The sequence below is a fragment of the Actinoplanes sp. NPDC051411 genome, from assembly GCF_040682075.1.
Taxonomy (GTDB): domain Bacteria; phylum Actinomycetota; class Actinomycetes; order Mycobacteriales; family Micromonosporaceae; genus Actinoplanes.
Genome location: NZ_JBFBAD010000257.1, coordinates 1 through 4,307 on the forward strand (window position 1 = coordinate 1; position 4,307 = coordinate 4,307).

Below are 4,307 nucleotides of genomic sequence, written 5' to 3' on the forward strand. Positions count from 1 at the left end.
GCTCCCGCCCCCCGCGCGCCCGCCCGCGGCCCCCACCGGGCTGCCGCCGGGGCGGTGGCCTCGAGCCGGACCGGAAGCGCGGTTCATCTGGTCGACTATGAGATCAACAGCGACGGCCCGGCGTCCTCGGCGATTCTCACCGGTGCCATCGGTGACTTCGGTACCGGCGAGACGGTCAAGTCGGACGGGTCGCCCGATCCCGAGCACACCGGCCAGCTCAAACTCACGCTGAAACAGGGAACGTTCCGGGTCGACATCGCGGCCCTGGATGCCCGCCTGGTCGCCGCCTACCGGAACTTTCCGGCCGACCCACGGACCTGCTCGGGATCGGTGACGGTCCATGCGGCGGCGCCGGTCGTGACGGGAGCCGGGACCGGCGCCTACAAAGGCTTGCGCGGCACGTTCGAGCTGACCGCCGTGGTCGACGAGGTGGACGCGCCCCCGTGTGACGGCACCGGCGCCTTCATCGCGCAGACGATCATCATCAGCGGGAGCGGTGCCGTCGCCGGAGTCTGACGCAGCCGGAAGCGGGTCAGAGGCCGTGCTCGGACAAGGGCCCGACGTCGAGGCCGCGGGCGCGGCAGGTGGTCAGGATCGCCGGGAGGGCGCCGAGCATGGCGAGCCAGCACTTGGGGGCGGCGTGGTGGTCGCTGTCGTGCAGCAGGATGGTGCCGCCGTGGTCGAGTTTGCGCATGATGCTGCGGTAGACCGAGTCGGGGGTGCAGCGGGCGGTCCAGTCGTGGCCCCAGGTGGTCCAGAGGATCGGCTGCAGGGCGAGGCGGTGGGCTTCGAGTAGGGCGGCGGTGTTGGCGACGCCGTAGGGTGGCCGCCACCAGCGTGGGCGTGCGCCGGTGGCGGCGGTGATGGTGGAGGTCGCGCGGTCCAGGTCTTCGCGGGTCGTCGAGGGGCCAATTCTGGTGAGCAGTCGGTGGTGGTAGCCGTGGACGCCGATTTCGTGGCCGGCGTCGGTGATGGCGCGGGCGATGTCGGGCCATCGGTCGACGGCGTGGCCGAGGAGGAAGAATGTGGCCTTGATGCCGGCCTGGTCGAGCAGGCGTAATAGTTCCGGGGTGGCGTCGGGGTGAGGGCCGTCGTCGAAGGTCAGTGCGACGTGCCCGGGGCGGCCGAGTCCGGCCAGGCGGGGCAGGAACCGGCGGCGGAGCGGGCCGATCGCGGCCGCGGCGGGTACTGGCTGGGTGAGCGCGGCGAACGCAGTGCGGGCCGGATTCATGCCGGCATCCCCGCGGCTGAGGCCGGCTCAGCGGTGGCCGGCACAGTGGTGGCCGGCACAGTGGTGGCCGGCACAGTGGTGGCCGGCACAGTGGTGGCCGGCACAGTGGTGGCCGGCATAGCGGTGGCCGGCTCAGTGGTGGCCGGTCCGGTGAGCGCGGTTACGGCTACCGGGTTCATGCCGGCGATCTGGCGGCGGATCAGCTCGGCGACGTCGGTCGTGCAGGCCGAGGAGGCCGGACCGTCGATCGACCGGGCCCGTGACGCCCCGGCCAGAGCCGGTGCCAGTTCCTCGGGTCGGCGGGGCCACGCCGACAGGCCCAGTCGTTCCAGCGCCGCGGCGTTGGCCACCCCGTGCCCGGGCAGGCATCGGTAGCTGATCAGCGGGATTCCGCTCGCCAGGGCCTCCAGGCTGGACAGGCCGCCGGCGTTGTGGACGACGACGTCGGCGGCGCGCAGCAGCGAGGGCATGTCGTCGATCCAGCCCAGGGCGATCGCCCGTCCGCCGGCGGCGAGCCGGTCGCGCAGCCTGGTGTTGCGGCCGCAGACCACGACCGGGATCGCCTCGGTCGCGGCTTCCAGATCGCGGACGGTGGCGTCGACGTCGCCGACGCCCCACGAGCCGGCGACCACGAGGGCGAGCGCGGCGTCCAGCGGTAATCCGTGCCGGCGGCGGGCGGTGGCCACCTCGTCATTGTCCCGCGCCGGCCGGAAGGCGGGTTCGACGATCGGCGTATGGGTGGCCGCGGCCAGACCGTAGAGGGTGCGGACCACCTCGGCTGCCTCGTGGTTCGGGGCCAGGTGCAGGTCGATGCCCGGCGCGACGCACAGGGGATGCACCGCCGGGTCGGTGAGAACGGCGAAGGCCGGCGCGTTCAGGTGTCCGGCGAGGCGCAGCCGGCCGAGGGCCTGGCTGGCGAGCGGATAGGTGGAGATCACGGCGGCCGGATTCGGGCCGGTCACGTCCAGAAGGCGGCGTTGCGCGGCCCAGGTGGCGAACCACGCGGCCGACCGCGTGCCACGGGGCCGGGCGGCGGAGTCGAGCAGCCATCCCCAACTCGCCGGGGCGTACGCGAGTTGCCGGGCGTACGTCTGCTTGAGCGCGCGTCCCCACCCGGCCGGCAGCAGGTCGAGGTAGTCGGCGCGCCGGACGGCGCAGCCGGACGTGCGCAGCCGGCGGGTGATCTCGGCGGCGGCGCCGTCGTGGCCGGCGCCGATGCTCGCCGAGAGGACGACGATCGGGCCGGGCGCAGGGGAAACGATCTCCATGACCGCACAGGCTGAGATCAGCGGCCTGAGGATTCCCTGAACGGTGTCAGTCGTCGGACTCCGAAACGGCACCGATCTCGTCTTCGACCACCAGTACGCGCATGGTTCCAGCCTGCGCTTGTGGTGGCTGAAGATGTGCTGAATGTGGTCCCCGCCGCTTCCGGTGGGTCGTTACGGTGGCGGCCATGTTGTACCGGTTGCGTCGTCGTCTCGGGGTTCGTCTGCGTTCGGCGTTGGCGGCCGCGGTGGTGGTGGCGATGACGTTGCGGAGTCCGTTGGCGACGGTGCAGGCCAATGCGGATCTGCTCGATGCGGCGGGTCTGCCCGCGCCGGTGGCCCGGTCGGTGGGGCGGATCCGTGCGGAGAGCGCGCGGATGGCCCGGTTGGTTGAGGATCTGCTGTTGCTGGCGCGTACCGATGATCAGGCGCTGCGGGACCGCCGGCAGGATGTCGACTTGGATGACATCGTGTATACCGAGCGGGAGCGTCTGGCCAGTGAGCATCCGGAGTTGGATGTGCGGGCGGTGTTCGAGCCGGTCCGGGTGGTCGGGGACGGTGACGGGTTGCTGCGGGTGGTTCGTAATGTGGTCGACAACGCGGTCCGGCACGCCGGGCACAGTGTGACGATCAGTGTGGGGGTCCGTGCCGGGTGGGCTGAGGTCGTGATCGGTAATGACGGTCCGCCGATTCCGGCTGCGGACCGGGAGCGGATCTTCGGACGGTTCGTGCGGCTCGATGACAGTCGTTCGCGTGCCGGTGGCGGCAGTGGGCTCGGGCTGGCTATCGCCCGCGACATCGTGACCGCGCATGGCGGCACGCTGACCGTCGACGACCTCGAGCACGGCGCGGCGATGCGGATCCGGCTCCCGCTGCCCCCGACGGACTGAGGCATATGAGTCAGGGAACGGTCTCGATCGGACCGGCGTTCGGGGTCGTGCTGGCCCTGCTCGTTGTCATCGCGGTGGCAGCCGCCATGGTCGGTCGGCTCGGCGTGAGCCGGGCGGTCGTCACCGCCTCGGTGCGCGCGATTCTGCAGCTGGGAGTCGTGTCACTGCTGATCACCGCGGTGTTGCGGTCGTGGTGGGCGACGGCCGGCTTCATTGTGCTCATGGTCCTGGTCGCGGCGGCGACCTCGGCGCGCCGGGTCAGTGTTCTGCGGCTCGGCTGGCCGGTCATCGTCCCGATCGCGGCCGGAGTCGCGCCCGCCGGGGCGGTGATCGTGCTCGGCGGCACCATGCCGCACACCGAGGTGGCGTTGCTGCCGATCGCGGGAATCCTGATCGGGGGAGCGATGACCGCCACCTCGTTGTCGGGTCGTCGGGCCCTGGACGAGCTGCACCTCCGCCGGGGAGAGTACGAGGCCGCCCTGGCCCTCGGCTTCCTGCCCCGCGACGCCGCCCTCGAGGTGTCCCGCCCGACGGCCGGGCAGGCGCTCGTGCCGGCAATGGACCAGACCCGTACGGTCGGTCTGGTCACGCTGCCCGGCGCGTTCGTCGGGGTTCTGCTCGGCGGTGGTTCGGCGTTGCAGGCCGGCGCGACCCAGCTGCTGGTGCTGATCGCGTTGCTGGCGGCGGAGGCGATCGCGGCCGCCGTCACCCTCGAGCTGGTCGCCCGCGGCGTGATCCGGCGGCCCTCCTGGGAAGCCCGATCGAGTTCTTCCGGGGTCGGCGTCGTTCGTATGGGGCTTTTCAACCGATTCTCAGGACGTCGTGGGTAGGGTCCGCAGCCATGGCCTTACGTTCATCTGCCTGGTCCGCGCTGTTGACGGCGGTTGCCCTGGTCGCGGCCTGCGGGCCGGGAGCCCCGGC

The 4,307-nt window shown here is 72.0% G+C and carries 5 protein-coding genes; 3 read left to right on the top strand and 2 right to left on the bottom strand.

Annotation, left to right across the window (positions count from 1 at the left end; translation table 11 throughout):
* The coding region (locus AB0M88_RS52840; RefSeq protein ID WP_364116126.1) for a hypothetical protein at positions 1-516 on the top strand (516 nt) is incomplete at its 5' end.
* Positions 517-532: 16 nt separating this feature from the next.
* Here AB0M88_RS52840 and AB0M88_RS52845 read toward each other — a convergent pair.
* Positions 533-1,231, bottom strand: a complete 699-nt coding sequence (locus AB0M88_RS52845) for a polysaccharide deacetylase family protein (RefSeq protein ID WP_364116129.1) — start codon at positions 1,229-1,231, stop codon at positions 533-535.
* Complete coding sequence (locus AB0M88_RS52850; RefSeq protein WP_364116132.1) at positions 1,228-2,499, bottom strand: glycosyltransferase; 1,272 nt, start codon at positions 2,497-2,499, stop codon at positions 1,228-1,230. Before AB0M88_RS52850 ends, AB0M88_RS52845 begins: the two co-directional genes overlap by 4 nt.
* Positions 2,500-2,684: 185 nt before the next feature.
* On the opposite strand from AB0M88_RS52850, the gene AB0M88_RS52855 reads away from it, so the two are divergent.
* Positions 2,685-3,386, top strand: a complete 702-nt coding sequence (locus tag AB0M88_RS52855; RefSeq protein ID WP_364116135.1) for a HAMP domain-containing sensor histidine kinase — start codon at positions 2,685-2,687, stop codon at positions 3,384-3,386.
* A gap of 5 nt (positions 3,387-3,391) precedes the next feature.
* A complete protein-coding gene (locus AB0M88_RS52860; protein ID WP_364116138.1) occupies positions 3,392-4,216 on the top strand; it encodes an ABC transporter permease in 825 nt (274 codons plus the stop codon).
* The last annotated feature ends 91 nt before the right edge of the window (positions 4,217-4,307 follow it).

Excerpts from the sequence above, each read along its gene's own strand:
- AB0M88_RS52845 (WP_364116129.1), bottom strand. The coding sequence starts at position 1,231 with ATGAATCCGGCCCGCACTGCGTTCGCCGCGCTCACCCAGCCAGTACCC.
- AB0M88_RS52855 (WP_364116135.1), top strand. The coding sequence starts at position 2,685 with ATGTTGTACCGGTTGCGTCGTCGTCTCGGGGTTCGTCTGCGTTCGGCG.
- AB0M88_RS52860 (WP_364116138.1), top strand. The coding sequence starts at position 3,392 with ATGAGTCAGGGAACGGTCTCGATCGGACCGGCGTTCGGGGTCGTGCTG.
- AB0M88_RS52850 (WP_364116132.1), bottom strand. The coding sequence starts at position 2,499 with ATGGAGATCGTTTCCCCTGCGCCCGGCCCGATCGTCGTCCTCTCGGCG.